Consider the following 19,435-nt stretch of genomic DNA (forward strand, 5'->3'; position numbering starts at 1 on the left):
ACGCGCTCGCGGGCTTTTATCTGTAGGAAATTAACCCTGCTGTCAGTCAGATTCCAACCCGAGTTTTTGCAGGCGATAACGCAATGACCGGAAGGTGATACCGAGTTCCCGGGCGGCGACGGTCTTGTTCCAGCGCACGGCTTCCAGTGCGCCCAAAATCACTTCCTTCTCGATCTCTGCCAGATATTCATCAAGGGATGTGTATTCACCACAGCGGGCATAATGATCGATTTTGCCGCTCTCAGCGGGTTTGCGCGCTGTAGGTGTGATCACTTGATTGCCAGAATGGAGCTGCAGGTCGCGCCCTTTGATCAGGTTATCTTCGCAGAGGGTGAAAGCGCGCTCGAGGATGTTTTCCAATTCGCGCACGTTCCCAGGGAAATCGTACTGGCGCAGCTGTTCCATCGCCTCGACGCTCATTTCCGGTATAGGAACGCCGACCTCTTGGGCGAGTTTACGCAGAATATGCTGAGCCAGGGTCGGCAGGTCTTCCTTGCGTTCGCGCAAGGCGGGGACATTGAGTTGGATAACATTGAGACGGTAAAACAAATCCTGCCGGAAGTGGCCTTTGTCCACTTCCTTGGCGAGATCTTTGTGAGTGGCGCAGAGAACTCGCACATCGGTTTTGACTTCAGCTGGCGCACCCACGGGGCGTACGGCTTTTTCCTGCAGAGCGCGCAGCAATTTCACCTGCATTTCCAGCGGCAGATCCGCGACTTCATCAAGGAAAAGGGTGCCCCCTTCTGCTGCTTGGAAAAGACCTTGTTTATCCTGATGCGCGCCGGTGAAGCTGCCTTTTTTGTGGCCAAAAAACTCACTTTCCATCAACTCGCCAGGAATCGCGCCGCAGTTCACTGGAATAAACGGGCCGGATGCACGGGGTCCTAATTCATGAATTGAACGGGCTACTAACTCTTTTCCGCTGCCGGATTCGCCGGCGATATAAACCGGCGCCTGAGAACGCGCCAGTTTGCGAATACTGATTTCCAGGTTCTGAATAGCTCTGGAATTGCCGATCAAACGCGACGGGCGACTTTGCGTGGCCTGCTCAGGCAGGCGACTCGATTGCACCGCAGCGGATACCAGTTTGCGCAGTGCGGCGAGGTCGACAGGTTTGGAAACGAAATCGAAAGCGCCTGCTTTCATGGCTTCCACCGCGGTATCCATATTGCCATGAGCGGTGATAACCGCTACCGGCACTTCCGGATGCTTGGACTGCATAAACTTCACCAGTTCTATGCCGTTGCCATCCGGTAAGCGCATATCGGTCAGGCAGAGGTGGTATTCGGTCCGGGTAATCAGTTGTTTGGCTTCACTGACAGAGCCTGCGCTCTCAGTTTCAATGTCCATTCGCTGCAAAGTGAGTTCAAGTAATTCACAGATATCTGGTTCATCGTCGATGATCAGCGCTTTGAGTTGAGTCATGTGAGCAGGCTCTGATTAAAACATGCGTTGAAAATGTGAAAAATCGATGCGAAAACAACTCAGCCCTTCTTCCGTTCGGCGATAGTGCAGGCTGGCCTGGTTGATTTCACAAAGCTCCTTGGAAATATACAGCCCTAAGCCGGAACCGCGTTCTTCCGTGGTAAAAAACGGGTCGAAAATATAAGGCAGTCGGTCATTACTGATGCCAGGTCCAAAGTCGATTACTTCAAGATAACTGATATCGTCATTGCGCGATTTATTCACTTTTAGCAGTACCTTGGCAACCCCGGTGTGCTGGCGACTATAGCGTAACCCGTTATCGAGCAGATTGGTGAGCACCTGAGACAAATGCGTCTGGTCCATTTTCACCTTGTGACAGCCCGCGTTCATCTCTATTTCCACTGCGACATTCTGCCCGGTCGTGTATTGCGTGACAAAGCCGGGTAACCATTCGTTGAGATCGAAGGTTTCCGGTTGCGGCTCTTTGCGGCGTGACAGCGCCAAAGTGCTTTCGACAATGTGATTCACCCGCTGCGAATGCTGGTGAATGATTTCCGTCAGGCGTTTGTCAGCGCCGCTGATATGAGGGGATTCTGCCAGCAGTTGAGCCGCATGCGATATGGCGCCCAGAGGATTGCGAACCTCGTGTGCAATGCTGGCGGTTAGTCGCCCTAAGGAAGCCAACTTCAGCTGCTGTGCCTGTTGCGTCATAACGCGGTGATCTTCGATATAAATCACTGTGCGCGTCGACTCTCCCAATTCTATGGAAGACAAACTCACGCGCGCTTGCTGTCCGGCGCGCAACTCTATGACTTGGGGTGGCCCACCTTGCGCACTTTCTTTCCAGTGGGCAATAAATCGGGCGAGAGGAGAGAGTGTGTTGAAGTTGAGGTTGCGATAATCCGTATCGAGCGGCAAATCCAACAGGCGCAGAGCGGAATCGTTAATCAATTCAATGTGATTGTCGTTATCGAGAACTATGATCCCGGTGCGCATACGCGCGACTATAGCCTGCGCCAAGCGCTGCAGGTGAGCAGCGAATGCCGCTTGTGTGGCAGCCTCAAGATTACTGGTGCGCAGTTTTTCGGTCAAAAACTGAAAGGCATAAGCTGTACAAAACAGCAGAACACCGAGAAAACCCGCGGAAAACAGCGCTTGGTTGTTAATGTGCCCCAGTTGGTACAGATACATGGTTTCGGCGATGACGAGCAAACTGGCCATGGCTGCAAAGGCAATGCCCAACTGCCCGCGAATAAAAATGCCGGCCATGGCAACAACCACCAACAGCAAATAGCCAAGCCCGCTTTCAATGCCGCCGCTGGCGTGAATCAATGTGACCAGCGCTACCACATCGGTCACCAGTGACGTGACGACTCGATTAAATGAATGGATCAGTTTGTTGGGCTGGACAATGACCAGAGTCAATAAACAGATGCTGAGGTAAACCAGCACGGCCCAGAGGAACAATTGTGGATAGAGTGTGCTAAGGAAATTTCTTGAAGCCGCAAACAAATAAACGCCCATCAAAAAGAAGGCGAGGATCGCACGGAAATAAAAATAGACCTTTAACAGCGTGGGGTTGTGCTGTACCTGAATAATGTCGGATTCGTGTCTCATCTTATTAGCTCTGGCGGATAGCCTGGATTATTTGGACACAAAAAAGGCAGCCTCAGCTGCCTTGGTTTTTAGCCAGCTTTGTCAGGACGGGGGGCTTCTATTTTTTCAAATTCAGTCTCGTCCTGATATTCGGGGCTATATTGCGCGCGCGTATCGAAGCCGGCAAGTTCTGCCCGCTCGAACAGACCAAAGGTGACATAGCTGAACCAACCGCGTCTGTGTCTCTTTAAATAATAGGTTTGGTCAAATTCGCCATTGTCTTTCAGAGCCGGGTAATCCGGGAAGTTCGCGGCCAATACTTTAACCGCCGTGTCTGCCATGTCTTTCATGTCTAACAGGTAATACGCCTGAGCCATAACTGCCAAACCATCGGGGACTGCCGGGGTTCTCTGAAAATTCTCCACCACAAAACTACCGCGCTTCGCCGCTGCGAGATAAGCACCGCGCTTGAAATAGTAATTTGCTACGTGAATTTCCGAACGGGCCATCACATTGCGCAAATAAACCATACGCTTCTGTGCATCGGATGCATAAGGGGAATTGGGGAAGCGTTGAATAAACAGGGCAAAATGGTCGAAGGCTTCACGCGCACCACCTATATCGCGGTCGGTATTGTCGGCGCCGAAAATTGAACCAACGAAGCCGCTTTCCCGGTTATAGCTGGCGAGACCGCGCATGTAGTAGGCGTAGTCGACATCGCGATGTTGTGGGTGAAGGCGGATGAACCGTTCCGCGTTGGCGATCACATCCTCAAAATTATCGGCCTGGTAATGGGCGTAAATCAGTTCCAGTTGAGCTTGTTCGCCATAGGTGCCGAAGGGGAAGTTTTCCTCCAGCATTTGTAGGGTTTGAATGGCGGCCAGCCAACTGCCGTTATTCAAATGTTTTTGCGCGCTTTCATACACTTCCTGTTCGGTTAGCCCCTTGCGCGACTTTTCTGGAGGTTTGGTGGCACAGGCGCTAAGAAGCGTTAGAATGACGCACATTACGAGGGTGGCAAAACGCATTGAAACCCGCTCTTGACTTCAAGTTGTAGTGAAAATCTAACAGCCAACCAATCCCGGTAAATTCCAAAATTGTGGCGAAATTCGTGGTTCCGGCCCGTAGGGCGGGGAACGGTGCAGTGTAGCCAGTCGTGCAGAAGAACTCAATGAAACAGCAAATCTCCGAGCAGAACCGTATTTCCTTCGAACTATCTGGCCAGCGCTTGGATCAGGTGGCCGTCCACTTGTTCCCGCAATTTTCCCGCGCTCGTTTGCAAGAATGGATAAAAACAGGCCAGATCACCTTGGAAGGCAGGGCCGTCAAACCAAATACCAAGGTCGCTGGAGGCGAAGTTATCCGCCTCGAGGTGGAGCAGAAGAACGAAGGCGAATGGCAGGCGGAAGATTTGGGACTCAATATCGTTTACGAAGACGACGACTTGCTGGTCATAGATAAACCTGCGGATCTTGTGGTTCACCCGGCGGCGGGCAACGAAGATGGCACCTTGTTGAACGGCTTGCTGCACCATTTGCCACAGTTACAGCAGATCCCTCGGGCAGGCATAGTGCACAGGTTGGACAAAGACACAACCGGCTTGATGGTCGTGGCCAAAACATTGGAAGCTCAGAATCATCTGGTGCAACAGCTGCAAGCCCGCACAGTTTCCCGGCAGTACGTGGCAGTAGTGATAGGAGCAATCCCTCCGCACGGCCAAGTCGATGCTCCCGTCGGGCGGGACCCGTTCAACCGGGTCAAAATGGCGGTAGTGAAATCGGGGGGCAAAGAGGCCATCACTCATTTTCGCCGTCTTGCCCGTCTGGGGCCGTTCAGTCTTGTCCGGCTCAAACTGGAGACTGGTCGCACCCACCAGATTCGCGTCCATATGTCCCATCTGGGTTTTCCTTTGGTTGGTGATCCCCTCTACGGTCGCCGCTTGTCCCGCATGGTGGACGTGAGCCCAGAAGTGGTGGAAATGGTGACATCGTTTCCGCGGCAGGCGCTTCATGCGGAGCAGCTGTCCCTAATTCACCCGAGCACCGGCGAAACCTGCAGCTGGAAATCTCCCTGGCCGGAAGATTTTGCCGTATTGGTCGAGGAATTGGGCGGACCGGCTTATGAGGCGGAGTAGAACTTTGCAACTTATACAGCCGGATTGGCCGTGTCCGCCCAACGTAAAAGCGGTCATCTCCACGCGGCGTGGTGGGGTGAGTTCCGGCGCTTACGCCAGCGGCAACTTGGGCGACCATGTGGGCGACGACCCGGCGCTTGTATTGGCCAACCGTCAGCAGTTGGCCAAGCAGACGGGGGTGCCGAACTGGCCGTGGCTGCAGCAGGTTCACGGTACAGATCTTGTGCAGTTCGACGAATCGCTCAGGGAGGGCAGTCCTGCAGATGGGGTCTATACCTCCGCTCCCGGGCGAGCCTGTGCTGTGCTTACGGCTGATTGTCTACCGGTATTGCTATGCAACGACAGTGGTACCCAGGTAGCTGCTGTTCACGCCGGATGGAAAGGCTTGGCGGCAGGCATTCTCAACAAATCGGTGGAAGCGTTTGCCGATAAGCCCGGCTCTCTTATGGCGTTTTTGGGGCCGGCTATAGGTCCTGAGCATTTCGAAGTTGGAGCGGATGTCTACACCGCTTTTGCGGGTTTGTTTGGCCGCATGGAGGTAGGGGATGATTGGCAGTCCGCGTTTGTGCCCGCCAGCCGACCCGGTCATTATTTGGCAGACCTATATGGGCTGGCCAGAAGTGTTTTTTCCCGCCTCGGGGTCGAGCGTGTATACGGAGGCAATTACTGTACGTTTGCCGATCAAGACTCCTTCTATTCCTATCGCCGGGATGGTGTTACCGGAAGAATGGTAAGCGCCATCTGGCTTGAATCCTGATTAGCTGCGCAGGGTGCTGAGATAGTCCGTTAAGCGCCCAGCCCAGCGTTTCGACAATGCTTTGAAATCGCGCAGATTTTCTACCCGATTGGTCCGTTTTAAGTCCCCCGGTCCGCTAAATTGGCTCGTCTCGCTGTAATCGGAAAGTTGCACCAGCGGTTGATTGCCGCTGTCGTTGAGCGAAAGCTCCAAGCGCGCCGCGCCAGTGTATTGAACAAAGTCTTTGGAGATCGGGCGCATCGACAAGTCTGGCGCGAGCAGACGAAACCGGGAAAGGTTGGCGGAAACTATGAGGGTATCGCTGTCTGGAGAATGCGTCTGTTCCAAGCCGAGATCTTTGCTGAGTGCATCTTCCAATGCTTTGCGCAGTGCGTCTGTATAGGACTTGCGAATGCGTTCTTCGTCTCGCTCAGTCATCTGACTTTTAAAATCCCACAGCCATTGTTTGTCGAACTCCAGCGTCGGTTGCTCAACCTGGAATGTTTTGAAACGCTTGAGATCGACCCCTTGAACAAGTCGCACGGAGTCAAAGCCTTTAGCCTTTACGTCGATCCACGCGACTGACGGTTGTGCGTTTAACGAGCTCGCCGCAACAGTCGTTTCCTCGGGCACGACCTTAGGTTTGGGGGTAGCCCAAATGGGAGTGGATATAAAAGGCGCAGTCACAAGTGCAAGGCATAAAGCGTATGTGAGCTTCATAAAACTTCCTCAGACCAAACGAGCGGGGGTGTCGAACCGGATCTTAGCGTCACCAACCATAGTTAGAAGGATTTGGCGAACAAAGATTCCAGGGTTTGAAGAGCGTCTGCTGTTAAAAATTGTAGCCAGAGTCCCTAATTTACCGGGGTGACCGCGAAGTGGTTGAAAAAATCTAGCATTTGTTCTGGATCAAATTTGCTTCACCTGTTTTGAGGGTCGCTTGATTTTGTTGTGACACGCCCAAATCTAGCATCACATCTCATTGCCGAATTGGGGTTTTCCTAAATGCGTATAGACCGCTTTACCAATCAACTGCAGATAGCCCTATCTGACGCTCAATCTTTGGCTGTGGGGCGCGATCACTCTCAAATCGAGCCGGTCCACTTGGCCGTTGCCATGCTCGACCAGCAGGGCGGTTCCGTACGCCCCTTGCTCTCAGCCGCTGGCTTTGATGTCAACGCATTGCGTAATGCTTTGCGCAAAGCATTGGATGATCTGCCGAAAATCCAGAACCCTACCGGCGATGTCAGTATGTCGCAGGAATTAGGGCGTTTGCTGAATTTGGCCGACAAGCAGGCGCAAAAGCAGGGCGACAAATTTATTTCCAGTGAATCGGTATTGTTGGCCGCTCTGCAGGACGGTAGTAACAGCCTGGGCAAAGTGCTGAAGCAACACGGCGATCAGCGCCGTTTGGAGCAGGCAATTCAAAAAGTGCGCGGCGGTGAAACCGTCGACAATCCAGATGCAGAAGGCCAACGCCAAGCGTTGGATAAATACACCGTTGATCTCACTGCGCGCGCGGAAGCGGGCAAACTCGATCCGGTAATCGGCCGCGACGACGAAATTCGCCGAACTATTCAGGTTTTGCAGCGCCGCACCAAAAATAACCCTGTGCTGATTGGTGAACCCGGCGTTGGTAAGACCGCGATTGTCGAAGGCTTGGCGCAGCGCATCGTCAATGGCGAAGTGCCGGAAGGTTTAAAAGATAAACGCCTATTGTCACTTGATCTCGGTGCACTGCTCGCCGGCGCCAAATTCCGTGGCGACTTTGAGGAACGCTTAAAAGCTGTTATGAACGAGTTAAGCAAACAAGAGGGGCGGATTATTCTGTTTATCGACGAGCTGCACACCATGGTTGGCGCGGGTAAAGCCGAGGGTGCCATGGATGCAGGCAATATGCTCAAGCCAGCGCTCGCCCGCGGTGAATTGCACTGCGTCGGCGCCACAACGCTGGATGAATACCGCAAGTACATCGAAAAAGACGCGGCACTCGAACGCCGCTTCCAAAAAGTATTGGTGGATGAGCCTAACGAAGAAGACACCATTGCCATTTTGCGCGGTTTGAAAGAGCGCTATGAAGTCCACCACGGCGTCGATATTACGGACTCAGCTATTATCGCCGCGGCTAAATTGTCGCAGCGCTACATCACGGATCGTCAATTGCCCGACAAAGCAATCGATCTGATCGACGAGGCGGCGAGCCGTATTCGCATGGAAATCGATTCCAAGCCGGAAGAGATGGATCGCCTGGAGCGCAAATTGATCCAGTTGAAAATCGAACGCGAAGCAGTGAAAAAAGACGAAGACGAAGCTGCGCGCAAACGTCTGGATAAAATCAATCAGGATATTGAAAACCTGGAACGCGAATACGCTGATCTCGATGAAATCTGGCGTTCCGAAAAAGCCGCACTGCAAGGTTCACAGGATATTAAAACCAAATTGGAGCAAGCTCGTTTGGATCTCGAAAGCGCCCGCCGCGCCAGCGACCTTGCGCGCATGTCGGAATTGCAATACGGCATTATTCCAGCGTTGGAAAAACAACTCGATATGGCGAGCCACGCTGAAATGCTGGAAATGAAGCTGCTGCGCAATCGAGTGACGGACGAAGAAATCGCTGAAGTGGTTTCCAAATGGACCGGTATTCCGGTTTCCAAAATGCTGGAAGGCGAGCGGGAAAAATTGCTGCGCATGGAAGATGCGTTGCACAAACGCGTAATTGGTCAAAATGAAGCGGTCAACGCGGTTGCCAACGCGGTGCGGCGCTCGCGCGCCGGTTTATCCGATCCCAATCGCCCGAACGGGTCCTTCCTGTTCCTCGGACCCACTGGCGTTGGTAAAACTGAATTGTGTAAATCGCTGGCGGAATTTTTGTTCGATACTCAGGATGCGATGGTGCGCATTGATATGTCCGAATTTATGGAGAAGCACTCCGTCGCCCGTTTGATCGGTGCGCCTCCCGGCTATGTAGGATACGAAGAGGGCGGTTATTTAACGGAGGCTGTGCGGCGTAAGCCTTATTCCGTGGTGTTGTTGGATGAGGTGGAAAAAGCGCATCCGGATGTTTTCAATATCCTGCTGCAAGTACTTGAAGATGGTCGCTTGACTGACGGCCAAGGTCGAACCGTGGATTTCCGCAACACGGTTGTGGTCATGACTTCCAATCTGGGCTCGGACCGAATTCAGGAAATCGCCAATAATCGCTCTTTCGATACGATTAATTTCGATGGTTCACGCGATGATGACGGTCAGAACGAGAACCGCTACCACGCGATGAAGAATGCAGTCATGGAAGTCGTCTCACGCCACTTCCGTCCGGAATTTATCAACCGTATCGACGAAGTAGTGGTGTTCCATCCATTGGCTGCTTCGCAGATCAAAGGTATCGCCGATATTCAGCTCAGCCTGTTGCGCCGCCGCTTAGCGGAGCGCGATCTGAAGCTGGAGCTCGCACCTGAGGTGATGGAACTGTTGGCGGAGGCTGGTTTCGATCCTGTATACGGCGCACGTCCCTTAAAACGCGCCATCACCCAAATGATCGAAAACCCGCTCGCTCAGGAAGTGCTCGCCGGCAAATTCAGCCCAGGCGATACCATTTCCGGGGTCCTGGCTGGCGAAAAAGTAGTATTCAACAGGTCGCGCTGACGGAAACAAAAAGCCCCGCATTTGCGGGGCTTTTTATATCTGCCGTATCTATGTCGATTATTCGGTGTCCGCTGCTGCGGGCTTGCAAAGGCGTGCAATCGCACGACGACTAAATTCGATTTCCGCATTGATTTCTTCTTGCGTGAGCTCTTTTAAGCTGCCGTCCCGTTCTTGCATTTGGATGCGACGGTTGCTTTGCAGCAGTGCCAATCGATCCCGCTCAGCCTGGCATCTGACCGCATCCGGATCATCGTTGGACTCGCTAACCTCGTCAGAACTGATTGTTCCCAAGGATTGCGGTCCTTTTTTCTTGACCCTTTCAGCTTTCACACCCTTTGGTGGTTTGTCGGAGTAGTGAATAACACCCCGTTCGTCCTTCCACTGATACAAATCCGCCGCTGCAGACATCAGTGGCAAACTCAGCAAAAGAGCCAGGCCTACAGTGTGAAAGGGCTGAAGAAACTGTCGTTTTACGGTGCTCATGTAAGTACCTTGTATATCGGTCAAAAAGTCAGGCTCAAACTGCGACCTTGCTTGAGTATAGCGCCACCGCCAGGTTTGAGCTGTGCTGCGTTCATCAGCTGGGTGAATGGCTATTTAGCGGACCTGAATGGGACTACGCAAGGGTAATCAACTTTTCTATAAAGGCGTCTGTAGCCGGATTGATCCGCTGCCGCGCCGGGTCTGCTTCGAACCAAGCAATCGTTCTTTTAATGCCTTCGCGATATGGAATCTCCGCACGAAAATCTGGCACCAAAGCTTTGATCTTGCTGTTATCAAAAATGGCACTGACCGATTTGTCGCCCAGCAGCGTGCCGGTGTAATCGGGATTCAATGCGCAAATCCGCTCGGACGTGACGTGCACTATGCGCGCTTCACATCCTGCCGCCTCAGCGGTCAGCTGATAGATGGTATCCCAGGTCAGAAATTCATCCGAAGTTATATGGAAATCCTCGCCAATTGCTTTGGCGTTGCCGACCAGTCCAGCAAACCCGCGAGCAAAGTCCTCTGCGTGGGTCAGTGTCCAAACGGAGGTCCCGTCCCCCTGCACGACCACAGGTTTTCCCTGTTTCATACGCGCCACGGCGGTGTACTCCGTCCAGCCGCCGATCGTCAGTGGGATAACCGTGGAGTAGGTGTGCGACGGGCGCACTATGGTTGCGGGGAATCCCTCGCGCTCATAAGCCGACATCAATGTTCTTTCTGCGGCAATCTTGTTGCGCGAGTACTCCCAAAAAGGGTTCTCCAGTGGTGTGCGCTCGGTGATATAAGGGGTAGGGCCGGGATTTTGATAACAGGACGCAGAGCTGATGAAGATATACTGTCGCGCTTTTCCGCGGAATAGCTGGATATCGCGCTCTATATGCTCGGGTGTGAAGGCTATCCAGTTAACCACCGCATCCCACTCGAAATCATCAAGGTGCCGGTGCGCCTGCGGAGTATCTATATCCCCGCAAATAAAGTGGGCGGAGGGCAAATCGACATGACTGCCAGTGCGGTTCAATAACCAGAGATCGCAACCGCGCGATAGCAGCAGGCGACTGGCCGATAAACTGATATTGCCTGTGCCACCGATAAACAAAACTTTCATGCAACAAAACCCAAAAGGGGAAATTGTCGCGGAGTATACAAGTAAGCAATAGGGGAGATAAGAATAAGCTGCGAAGCTTATGCCGTATTTAAAACAGAGGGAAAATAAGAGTGCGGAGTTGAAGTTGCGAGACCGCAATTTCGTGCGGCCTCGCTTGAGATTCTTCAATAATGCAATAGGCTTTTCTAAGAGCTGCTTTAAAAAAGCAACTCCCGAAAGTTGGATTTGTTAGATCGCGACGATATTTTCTGCTTGTGGGCCTTTCTTGCCTTGCGTAACAGTGAACTGTACGCGCTGACCTTCGGCAAGCGTTTTGAAACCTGAGCCGCTAATGGCGCTGAAATGAGCAAAAACATCTGGACCGGACTCTTGAGCGATAAAGCCAAAGCCTTTGGATTCGTTGAACCATTTAACGGTGCCGGTGGTGGTATTAGCCATGTGGATTGTCCTGTACTTGATAAAAATGGTGTTCTAGATAGAACGGTTTTGCTGTGTTGCTACTAATGAAGGTCGAGCGAGGAGTATCCAGAAGGGACTGCCACAAGTCTGCGAGACGGCTAACATAAGAGCTAAAAGCGCTTCTAAGATTATAGGGATTCCTGGCGTTGTCAATGAATATTCGTGTGCGGACCTTATTGCGGTGCGTTCGAATGCTTGACTTTGCCGGGTCAGTAGAGAAAATGAGCAATTCGCCAGATGGCTGGTAGACTACGCCCGATAGACCTCGGCGCGACTATTCTACTCAGCGGCAAATCAACCCTTTGCCCGACCATCCTGAAGTGCGGGGGCGCATACCCGAGCTGCCCTACTTGATATCGCGTTGCCGGCTCCAATCGGACATTGCCCGCTTTAAAAAAGCGGCGGTATCAAGTCTGCTTCAACAAATTCGCAACTTTTCCGGTTCAAACTCTGCGCCGTGTCGGCTCGGAGTGCCGTTGTATTTTTATGAACCTGATGATCGTTAATCAGACAGACAGAGGACTGTAACAGTGGAATTACTTTCCGGCGGTGACATGCTGCTACGAGCCCTGGCGGACGAAGGCGTTGAGTGCATTTTCGGCTACCCGGGTGGTGCGGCACTGCACATTTACGACGCCTTGTTCCGTCAGAACAAGGTAAAACATATTCTGGTTCGCCATGAGCAGGCGGCCACTCACGCGGCGGACGGTTATGCCCGCTCCACCGGCCGAGTCGGTGTGGTACTGGTAACCTCGGGCCCAGGTGCCACCAACGCCATTACCGGCATTGCGACGGCCTATATGGACTCCATACCCATGGTGGTGATCTCCGGTCAGGTCGTGTCCGACAAGATCGGCGAAGATGCCTTCCAAGAAACCGACATGGTGGGCATTTCCCGTCCTATCGTGAAGCACAGCTTCCTGGTGAAGGACGCTCGGGATATCCCTTCCATCGTTAAAAAAGCATTCTATATCGCCTCCACAGGCCGTCCTGGACCGGTGGTGATCGATATCCCTAAAGACGTTACCAATCCGAACGACAAGTTCGAATACCACTACCCAGAGCGCATCAAAATGCGTTCATACTCCCCAGCGCAACGCGGTCACGCAGGGCAGATCAAAAAAGCGGTACAACTGCTGCTGTCGGCCAAGCGCCCCATTATTTACGCGGGCGGTGGTGTTATTTTGGGCAATGCCTGCCAACAACTGACAGAATTGGCGCGCCGCCTGGATGCGCCGGTTACCAATACATTGATGGGCTTGGGTGCTTACCCGGGAAGCGATCGCCAGTTCCTCGGTATGCTCGGCATGCACGGCTTCGTCGAAGCCAACTATGCCATGCACCATGCGGACGTCATTTTGGCCGTGGGCGCTCGCTTTGATGACCGCGTAACCAATACGCCGAAGAAATTTTGCCCGAACGCCAAGATCATCCACGTCGATATCGATCCGGCATCCATTTCCAAAACCGTCGTTGCCGATGTTCCCATCGTAGGTCCGGTCGACAGCGTTCTGAACGATATGCTGGAAATCCTCGCGACTGCGGAAGAAAAGCAGGACAGTAAAGCTATCGAAGACTGGTGGAAACAAATCAATGAATGGCGTGAACGCTATGGCCTGCTGGTCAAACCGCGCTATCGCACCGACGGCAATATGATTATGCCGGAAGAGGTGATTCGTACTCTGTACGAAGTGACCAAGGGCGATGCCTTCGTTACCTCGGACGTTGGTCAGCACCAGATGTTTACGGCGCAGTATTATCAGTTTGATAAACCGCGCCGTTGGATCAATTCCGGTGGTCTGGGCACCATGGGTTTTGGTTTGCCGGCCGCTATGGGCGTTCAATACGCAAACCGTGATGCAACCGTCGCCTGTGTAACGGGTGAAGGCAGTATCCAAATGTGTATCCAAGAGCTGTCCACCTGCAAGCAATACCATTTGCCGGTGAAAATCATCTGCTTGAACAACCAGGCGCTCGGCATGGTGAAGCAGTGGCAAGACATGCAGTACAGCAGTCGTTATTCCGAGAGCTTGTACGAAGAATCCCTGCCGGATTTCGTCAAGTTGATGGAAGCCTACGGCCATGTGGGGATGCGTGTGACTAAACGGGAAGAACTGCGCGCGAAAATGGAAGAATGTTTTGCTATGAAAGACAGGGTGGTCTTTATGGATATTTACGTAGATCCGACCGAACACGTTTATCCGATGCAGATTTCTCCTGGCTCTATGCGCGATATGTGGCTGAATAAAACGGAGCGCACCTAATGAGACGAATTATTTCACTTTTGATGGAAAACGAACCTGGCGCACTCTCCCGAGTTGTCGGGTTGTTTTCACAGCGCGGCTATAACATCGAATCGCTCACCGTCGCGCCGACGGAAGATCGCACTCTGTCGCGTTTGACTCTGACCACCATCGGCGATGATCACAAGATCGAACAAATCACCAAGCACCTTAATCGTTTGATTGAAGTGGTGAAATTAGTCGATCTCACAGAAGGTGCGCATATTGAGCGCGAATTAATGCTGGTAAAAGTGCGTGCAACTGGCGCTCAACGTGCAGAAGTCAAACGTTGTGTGGATATATTCCGCGGTCAGATCGTCGACGTGACGGCAACGGTCTACACGATTCAAATTACTGGCACCAGCGATAAATTGGACGCTTTCTTTCAAGCAGTTGGTGAAGCGTCGATTTTGGAAGTGGTGCGCTCAGGTGTATCCGGTATTGGCCGGGGCGAAAAAGTTCTCACCATTTAAATTGATTTTCGAATGCAATCAGCCGGGCAAGTCCCGGCTTTTTTATTTCTGCAAAAATTGAGCGCTCATCAGTAATAAAAAAGCCCCGCAGAGCGGGGCTTTGGGTTTTAGATTTCTACGAATTTAATGTCAGTGTGCAGAACTCTCAACGCGTGCTTTATGGTCAGCCTCTTTCTCCCGGTGTGAAAGACGGAATACCAAGAGGAAGAACAGCGGAATAAAGAAAATGGCCAACACGGTTGCGGAGAAAACGCCACCGAATACACCGGTACCGATTGCGTTTTGGCTGCCTGAACCAGCGCCGCTGCTCAGCACCAGCGGGGTTACACCCAGCATGAATGCCAATGACGTCATGATGATCGGGCGCAGACGCATACGGACAGCTTCCATAGTGGCATCGAACAAGCTCATACCACTCTCGTAAAGGCTCTTAGCAAATTCCACGATCAAAATGGCGTTTTTAGCTGACAAACCTATAGTCGTCAGCAGGCCGACCTGGAAGTACACGTCGTTGGACAGACCGCGCAAGCTGGCGAATACCACCGCACCGAGGATCCCGAGCGGAACTACCAGCATTACCGAAATGGGTACCGACCAGCTTTCATACAGTGCTGCCAGACACAGGAATACGACAAGGATGGAAATGGCGTAAAGCAAAGGTGCTTGAGCTCCGGATTCGCGTTCCTGGTAGGAAAGCCCCGTCCATTCATAACCAAATCCAGGAGGCAGCTTGGCCGCCAGTTCTTCCATGATTTCCATCGCTTCCCCAGAGCTCACTCCGGGTGCGCCAGCTCCTTGGATATTCACGGACGGAACACCGTTATAGCGTTCCAAGCGCGGCGAACCATATATCCAGCGCCCGGTGGTGAAAGCCGAGAAAGGCACCATTTCACCCTTGTTATTGCGCACGTACCAGTCGCCGACATCCTCGGGCATCATCCGATTCGCGGCCTCGCCTTGGACGTAAACGCGTTTGACGCGCCCGCGATCAACGAAGTCGTTGACGTAAGTCGCCGCCCAAGCTGTTGAAAACACGCTGTTGATATCCGCGATCGACACGCCTAAAGCCGCAGCTTTTTCCTGGTCGATATCCAGTTTGAATTGCGGAGTATCCTCCTGACCGTTAGGTCGCACCCCGACCAGGCGAGGGTCTTGCGCAGCCATTCCGAGCAACTGATTGCGAGCATTCATCAAAGCATCGTGACCCAGACCACCCAGGTCCTTCAGCTGGAAGTTGAAACCAGTGGCAGTACCGAGCTGTGGAATGGACGGAGGTGCGATTGCAAACACCATGGCGTCCTGCATGGGCATAAAGCGTCCCATGGCTCTGCCAGCGATGGCTTGGACTTTCTGACTTTTGTCCTTGCGAAGATCCCAGTCTTTGAGCTTCACAAACGCCATACCGTTGTTCTGGCCGCGTCCAGCAAAGCTAAAACCAATAACTGAGAAAATGGACTCTACGTTGGCCTCTTCCTGAGTCAAATAATATTGTTCGATCTCATCCATGACCGCGATGGAGCGTTCTTTGGTGGCGTTAACCGGCAAGGTCATGATGGTGAACATGATTCCTTGGTCTTCATCCGGCAGGAACGATCCCGGCAGACGAGTGAACATCAGGCCAAGTACTCCGACGATGGCGACATAAATCGCAACATAGCGCAAGGGGCGGTGAAGAATATGGCGAACGCCTGATTGATAGCGCTCACTGGTTTTATTGAAAGTGCGGTTGAACCAGCCGAAGAAGCCGCGACGTTCGTAGTGGTGTTCGCTGGGCATTTTCAACAAGCTGGCGCAAAGCGCCGGGCTGAGAGTAAGCGCAACAACTACTGACAGCAGCATCGCCGATACCACTGTGATGGAGAACTGGCGATAAATAACACCGGTAGAGCCGCCGAAAAATGCCATAGGCACAAATACCGCCGACAGCACCAGAGCGATACCGACCAGTGCGCCAGTGATTTGGTCCATGGATTTGCGAGTGGCTTCTTTGGGCGGTAGGCGATCTTCTTCCATCACCCGCTCAACGTTCTCAACCACCACGATGGCGTCATCCACCAGCAGACCAATCGCGAGCACCATTCCGAACATGGTCAGGGTGTTAATGCTGAAGCCAAATGCCGCCAAAATCCCGAAAGTTCCCAGCAAGACTACCGGCACAGCGATGGTCGGAATCAAGGTCGCGCGGAAGTTCTGCAGGAAGAGATACATCACCAGGAATACCAGGATGATCGCTTCGATCAAGGTGTGAACCACACCTTCGATAGAGAGCTTGACGAACGGAGTGGTGTCATACGGAAAAACCACTTCCAATCCGGGTGGGAAAAACGGTTGCAACTCGGCAATGCGTTTGCGGACCGCTTCTGAGGTATTTAATGCGTTGGCGCCTGCCGCCAGGGTAACCGCCAGACCAGTCGCCGGTTGGTTGTTGTACTCGGTTTCGAACTGATAGTTCTCGCCGCCCAGTTCAACTCGCGCTACGTCGCCCAAACGAATTTGCGAACCGTCGCTGTTGACGCGCAGCAAAATATTGCGGAACTGCTCAGGTGTTTCCAGGCGAGTTTGTACCACTATGCTGGCGTTGACTTGCTGTCCGGGAAGAGCAGGAGTACCGCCCAATTCACCGGCGGCAATTTGCGCGTTTTGCGCGCGTATGGCGTTGACAATATCGTTAGTGGTAAATGAATAAGCGGCCAGCTTTTCTGCATCCAGCCACACGCGCATAGCGTACTGCGAACCGAAAATCTGGATTTGACCGACACCGTCAACGCGGCTCAGTGGTTCGCGAATATTCGCCGCCACATAGTCCGCGATGTCGTATTTATCCATGCTGCCGTCTTTGGATACAAATCCCACCACCATCAAGAAACCAGCGGAGGATTTGTTGACCCGCACCCCTTGCTCCTGTACTTCCTGAGGCAAAAGTGGCATAGCAGCTTGCAGTTTATTTTGTACTTGAACCTGAGCGATGTCTGGGTCGGTTCCTGCGCGGAAAGTCAGTGTCACTTCCGCGCGGCCACTGGATTCGGCCGTAGAGGACATGTACACCACATTGTCGACGCCCGTGAGGTTCTGCTCGATGATTTGCACCACTGAGTCTTCCAGTGTTTTGGCAGACGCACCGGGATAAGTAGCACTAATACTTACCGAAGGTGGAGCAACCTCGGGATATTGCGCAATTGGAAGCTGGAATATCGAAAGAACCCCAGCCAGCATAATGATGATCGAGATCACCCACGCAAATACCGGGCGATCAATAAAAAATCTTGCCATGTGGCTTATTCTCCGGAATTAGTGGCTTGGCTGACCTTTGCGGCGGAAGCTTCCATCGGGTTGACGGTGGCTCCTGGAGCAACTTTTTGCAGACCGGCAACAATCACTCGATCCCCTTTTTGCAGGCCGCCTTCAACTAACCAACTGTCACCGATCGCGCGACTAGTTGTCAGCGGGCGCACTTCAACCACATTTTGTGCATTCACAACCATTGCAGTCGCATTGCCTTCGCGATCACGCGTGATGCCACGTTGCGGAACCAGCAACGCGTCTTTACGCACACCTTCCTGAATTTCAGCGCGAACAAACATTCCGGGTAATAACAAATGATTTGGGTTGGGGAAGAGTGCGCGAACAACTACGGTTCCAGTGGATTCGTTTACGTTCATTTCTGCAAATTGCAATTCGCCTTCATGCTCGTAAGGAGTGCCATCTTCCAATTTCAATTTGACGATAGCCTTTTCTCTTGTGGCCAACTCACCAGCCATGATTTGACGGCGCAGCTCAAGCACGCGCGCGGCTGGTTGGGCCAAGTCCACGTAAATAGGATCAAGTTGATGAATGGTGGCGAGAACGCCGGCTTGCTGCGCCGATACCAATGCACCTTCGGTGACCGATGATTTACCGATACGGCCACTAATTGGTGCAAGCACTTTGGTGTACTCGAGATCGATTTGCGCGGTGACCAGTGCAGCTTCCGCCACAGCCACTTCCGCTTCGGATTGGCGAGCGGAGGCGAGTGCATCGTCATACATTTGCTGACTAATCGCTTTTTGCGCCAGCAGATCTTTGTAGCGTCTTTCGCGCGCCTGCGCGGTTGCGGCGTTCGCTTTGGCTTTGGCTAAATTGGCTTTGGCTGTTTGGACAGTAGCGTCATAACGGTCCGCGTTGATTTGATAAAGCTGCTGCCCAGCTTCCACCGTTGATCCTTCCTCGAATAAACGCTTCTGCAGAATTCCGCCAACTTGTGGGCGCACTTCCGCTTTACGAAATGCAATGGCGCGTCCGGGCAGTTCAGTAGTCAAATTGACCGTTGTGGTATCAAGCGTTACCACGGTCACAGCCGCTGGAGGAGGGGTGCCTGCGGCAGTTTGTTGCTCTTTTTGGCAGCCGGTCAGAAAAATGGCAAATAAACTTGCCAGCATTAAATGACGGGACGTGCGGGAGGACTGCATGGATGGCTCCTTTATAAGGGCGGAAGGTTATATAACACGTTAAGACATGTGGGTTTAGATGCGGTTTCTGGTATCCAAGGCGATGGCATGCCAGGTCGCTTCAATGATTTCGTTTACATCCATGTCTTGTTCAGACACCAATCCGAGATGATATTTACGGGCGAGATTGATAAATGTCTCGAAGCCCAAGGTTACCAATATTTCGTCTGGAAGCGGTTTGATCATCCCTTGCTCGCGGCACTTATCGAACAGCACGCGCAGGGGACCAAAGGCCTGCCAGGCGCTCAGGAAATGATCACGCAACACATCCGGGGGAAGATGATCGAATTGTCCCTTACTGAGCAGCATTTCCGGATAGGTTTTACAAAATAGCCAAACATTTTGGCAAAGATCGCGGTATTGCTGCTGTAAAGGTTTGTCAGGATCGTGGCCCGCCAGGACATGTTGAGCAAATGTCTGAATGATCTCCTGATGGAGCTGGCGGATCAAGGCATCGCGATCCTTGAAGTATAGATACAAAGTCCCAGCGGCCACGCCAGCTTCATCGGCGAGCTGCTTCATCGAAAAACCGTGAAAACCACAACCGGCCAGCAATCGCAGCGCGGCGCGCAAAATCAATAAGCGCTTATCGGTAACAGATGGGTCGGTGAGC

Annotated in this window: 15 protein-coding genes; 5 read left to right on the forward strand and 10 right to left on the reverse strand. The window is 52.6% G+C overall.

Features of this window, described 5'->3' with window-relative positions; genetic code table 11:
• Window positions 1-42: 42 nt before the first annotated feature.
• The 3 genes from DWB84_RS03995 to DWB84_RS04005 all read right to left on the reverse strand — a co-directional run bounded on the left by DWB84_RS03995 (window position 43) and on the right by DWB84_RS04005 (window position 4,049).
• On the reverse strand, window positions 43-1,425 hold the full coding sequence (locus DWB84_RS03995) for a sigma-54 dependent transcriptional regulator (protein ID WP_187408445.1): 1,383 nt from the start codon (window positions 1,423-1,425) through the stop codon (window positions 43-45).
• 15 nt (window positions 1,426-1,440) lie between these two features.
• Window positions 1,441-3,042, reverse strand: a complete 1,602-nt coding sequence (locus tag DWB84_RS04000) for a PAS domain-containing sensor histidine kinase (RefSeq protein WP_187408446.1) — start codon at window positions 3,040-3,042, stop codon at window positions 1,441-1,443.
• A gap of 68 nt (window positions 3,043-3,110) precedes the next feature.
• Window positions 3,111-4,049 carry an outer membrane protein assembly factor BamD gene (locus DWB84_RS04005; protein WP_187408447.1) on the reverse strand — a complete coding sequence of 313 codons (939 nt, stop codon included), beginning with the start codon at window positions 4,047-4,049 and terminating at the stop codon, window positions 3,111-3,113.
• 143 nt (window positions 4,050-4,192) lie between these two features.
• Between DWB84_RS04005 and rluD the strand changes: the two genes are divergently transcribed.
• Complete coding sequence (gene rluD / locus DWB84_RS04010; protein WP_187408448.1) at window positions 4,193-5,155, forward strand: 23S rRNA pseudouridine(1911/1915/1917) synthase RluD; 963 nt, start codon at window positions 4,193-4,195, stop codon at window positions 5,153-5,155.
• Window positions 5,156-5,159: 4 nt separating this feature from the next.
• Entirely contained in the window at window positions 5,160-5,912 is a 753-nt protein-coding gene (gene pgeF / locus DWB84_RS04015) for a peptidoglycan editing factor PgeF (RefSeq protein ID WP_255428812.1), read from the forward strand.
• Here pgeF and DWB84_RS04020 read toward each other — a convergent pair whose 3' ends face one another.
• A complete protein-coding gene (locus DWB84_RS04020) occupies window positions 5,913-6,611 on the reverse strand; it encodes a DUF3313 family protein (RefSeq protein WP_187408450.1) in 699 nt (232 codons plus the stop codon). It lies immediately after the preceding gene.
• Window positions 6,612-6,896: 285 nt separating this feature from the next.
• On the opposite strand from DWB84_RS04020, the gene clpB reads away from it, so the two are divergent.
• Window positions 6,897-9,533, forward strand: a complete 2,637-nt coding sequence (clpB, locus tag DWB84_RS04025; RefSeq protein ID WP_187408451.1) for an ATP-dependent chaperone ClpB — start codon at window positions 6,897-6,899, stop codon at window positions 9,531-9,533.
• Window positions 9,534-9,590: 57 nt separating this feature from the next.
• Here the strand turns inward: clpB and DWB84_RS04030 are convergent, their stop codons facing one another.
• From DWB84_RS04030 to DWB84_RS04040, 3 genes are all read right to left on the reverse strand, one after another.
• Window positions 9,591-10,016 carry a DUF4124 domain-containing protein gene (locus DWB84_RS04030; RefSeq protein ID WP_187408452.1) on the reverse strand — a complete coding sequence of 142 codons (426 nt, stop codon included), beginning with the start codon at window positions 10,014-10,016 and terminating at the stop codon, window positions 9,591-9,593.
• 133 nt (window positions 10,017-10,149) lie between these two features.
• On the reverse strand, window positions 10,150-11,124 hold the full coding sequence (locus DWB84_RS04035; RefSeq protein ID WP_187408453.1) for an NAD-dependent epimerase/dehydratase family protein: 975 nt from the start codon (window positions 11,122-11,124) through the stop codon (window positions 10,150-10,152).
• Window positions 11,125-11,352: 228 nt separating this feature from the next.
• On the reverse strand, window positions 11,353-11,562 hold the full coding sequence (locus DWB84_RS04040) for a cold-shock protein (RefSeq protein WP_187408454.1): 210 nt from the start codon (window positions 11,560-11,562) through the stop codon (window positions 11,353-11,355).
• Between the two features lie 551 nt (window positions 11,563-12,113).
• Here DWB84_RS04040 and DWB84_RS04045 point away from each other — a divergent pair.
• Both DWB84_RS04045 and ilvN read left to right on the forward strand, forming a co-directional pair.
• Window positions 12,114-13,847, forward strand: coding sequence for an acetolactate synthase 3 large subunit (locus tag DWB84_RS04045; RefSeq protein ID WP_187408455.1), 1,734 nt, complete (start codon window positions 12,114-12,116; stop codon window positions 13,845-13,847).
• The gene (gene ilvN / locus DWB84_RS04050; RefSeq protein WP_187408456.1) at window positions 13,847-14,338 is read left to right on the forward strand and encodes an acetolactate synthase small subunit; all 492 of its coding nucleotides are present in this window, start codon (window positions 13,847-13,849) and stop codon (window positions 14,336-14,338) included. Before DWB84_RS04045 ends, ilvN begins: the two co-directional genes overlap by 1 nt.
• A 129-nt stretch (window positions 14,339-14,467) precedes the next feature.
• Here ilvN and DWB84_RS04055 read toward each other — a convergent pair whose 3' ends face one another.
• Genes DWB84_RS04055 through DWB84_RS04065 form a run of 3 tightly spaced genes read right to left on the reverse strand, consistent with a single transcriptional unit; the run spans window position 14,468 to window position 19,401 of the window.
• Entirely contained in the window at window positions 14,468-17,608 is a 3,141-nt protein-coding gene (locus tag DWB84_RS04055) for an efflux RND transporter permease subunit (protein ID WP_187408457.1), read from the reverse strand.
• 5 nt (window positions 17,609-17,613) lie between these two features.
• A complete protein-coding gene (locus DWB84_RS04060; RefSeq protein ID WP_187408458.1) occupies window positions 17,614-18,783 on the reverse strand; it encodes an efflux RND transporter periplasmic adaptor subunit in 1,170 nt (389 codons plus the stop codon).
• Between the two features lie 54 nt (window positions 18,784-18,837).
• Window positions 18,838-19,401 (reverse strand): TetR/AcrR family transcriptional regulator, encoded by a 564-nt coding sequence (locus tag DWB84_RS04065; protein WP_222868000.1) that lies wholly within the window; start codon window positions 19,399-19,401, stop codon window positions 18,838-18,840.
• Window positions 19,402-19,435: the final 34 nt, after the last annotated feature.

Origin of the sequence: Saccharophagus sp. K07 (assembly GCF_014336955.1) — a bacterium.
Lineage (GTDB): Bacteria > Pseudomonadota > Gammaproteobacteria > Pseudomonadales > Cellvibrionaceae > UBA5868.